The sequence below is a fragment of the Streptococcus mitis genome (assembly GCF_001579035.1).
In the GTDB taxonomy this organism is placed as follows: Bacteria; Bacillota; Bacilli; order Lactobacillales; family Streptococcaceae; genus Streptococcus; species Streptococcus mitis_J.
On record NZ_KQ970287.1, the window covers coordinates 258,798 to 260,562 of the forward strand.

Consider the following 1,765-nt stretch of genomic DNA (forward strand, 5'->3'; position numbering starts at 1 on the left):
GGTTAACCATGATGGAGTTTATGACAGCCATATCAGGTGTGGCTTCGGGGTGGGCAGCTTATTTTAAAGGCTTGCTCTCTCAATACGGGATAGCCCTTCCTCAGGCTTTAAATGGTACCTTTAATCCTCAAGCAGGGACATTTGTTGATTTATTGCCTATTCTTGTCTTGGTCTTGGTGACTTCACTTGTTTTACTAAATGCCAAGGCAGCCTTGCGCTTTAATTCAATTCTAGTTATTTTGAAATTTTCCGCTTTAGCTCTCTTTATTTTGGTGGGAATTTGGCATATCAAGCTTGATAATTGGAGTAATTTTGCTCCTTATGGTTTTGGACAAATCTATGGTGCTAGTACTGGTATCATGGCTGGTGCCTCCTTAATGTTCTTTGGATTTTTGGGATTTGAATCCATCTCTATGGCTGTAGATGAAGTCAAGACTCCTCAAAAAAATATTCCTAGAGGGATTGTCTTATCACTTTCTATCGTAACTATTCTCTATGCCTTGGTGACGCTTGTCTTGACTGGTGTGGTTTACTATAGTCATCTAAATGTCGATGATGCCGTTGCCTTTGCTCTTCGTAGCGTTGGGATTGGTTGGGCAGCCAACTATGTGTCATTAGTGGCTATCTTGACCTTGATTACAGTTTGTATTTCGATGACCTATGCCCTATCGCGTATGATTTACAGTTTAGCACGTGACGGCTTAATGCCTGCTGCCTTTAAAGAACTGACCAAAACAAGCAAGGTACCAAAGAATGCTACTATCTTGACAGGTTTAGCTTCAGCGGTAGCAGCAGGAATGTTCCCTCTTGCTAGTATCGCAGCCTTCTTAAATATTTGTACCTTAGCCTACTTGATTATGTTAGCTTATGGTCTGATTCGCTTACGGAAAGAAAAAGGGATGCCAAAAGCTGGGGAATTTAAAACACCCTTGGTACCTCTGTTACCAATTTTATCGATCATCATTTGTTTATCCTTCATGTTGCAGTATAATATGGAAACTTGGATTGCTTTCCTAGTTGCTTTGTTGATAGGAAGTATCATTTACTTTACTTATGGCTATAAGCATTCTACCATAGAAGAATAATACTCTTCGAAAATCTCTTCAAACTACGTCAGCTTCGCCTTGCCGTATGTATGGTTACTGACTTCGTCAGTTTCATCTACAACCTCAAAGTCGTGCTTTGAGCAGCCTGCGGCTAGCTTCCTAATTTGCTCTTTGATTTTCATTGAGTATATAAAGTGAGAATCTGTTGAGTTGTTGACACTCAGCAGATTTTTATATGTGAAAGAAATTTCAATTTTTTTCTAAAAATATCTTGACAGATTAAATTTTTAGGAGTAGAATATTTACTGGTTAATTAAATGGTTAAGGAGTTGTTCATGAAGAAACAAAATTTATTTTTAGTCTTGTTAAGTGTCTTTCTTTTATTGCTAGGAGCCTGTAGTCAAAAGGAAAGCCAGACAGGAAAGGGGATGAAAATTGTGACCAGTTTTTATCCTATCTATGCTATGGTTAAGGAAGTATCTGGTGACTTGAATGATGTTTGGATGATTCAGTCAAGTAGTGGAATTCACTCCTTTGAACCTTCAGCAAATGACATCGCGGCCATCTATGATGCAGATGTCTTTGTTTACCATTCTCATACGCTCGAATCTTGGGCAGGAAGTCTGGATCCAAATCTAAAAAAATCCAAAGTGAAAGTTTTAGAGGCTTCTGAAGGAATGACATTGGACCGCGTCCCTGGGCTAGAAGATGTGGAAGCA

1 protein-coding gene and 1 pseudogene are annotated in these 1,765 nt (G+C 39.0%); both read left to right on the forward strand.

All coding sequences use genetic code 11. From position 1 onward, the window contains the following. Positions 1-1,085, forward strand: a 1,085-nt coding sequence (locus SMIDD26_RS05675) for an APC family permease (protein ID WP_246746934.1), incomplete at its 5' end; no start/stop codon positions are given. A 296-nt stretch (positions 1,086-1,381) separates the two neighbouring features. Continuing rightward, positions 1,382-1,765 (forward strand): annotated as a pseudogene (gene adcAII, locus SMIDD26_RS05685) (zinc-binding lipoprotein AdcAII); the annotation flags it as partial.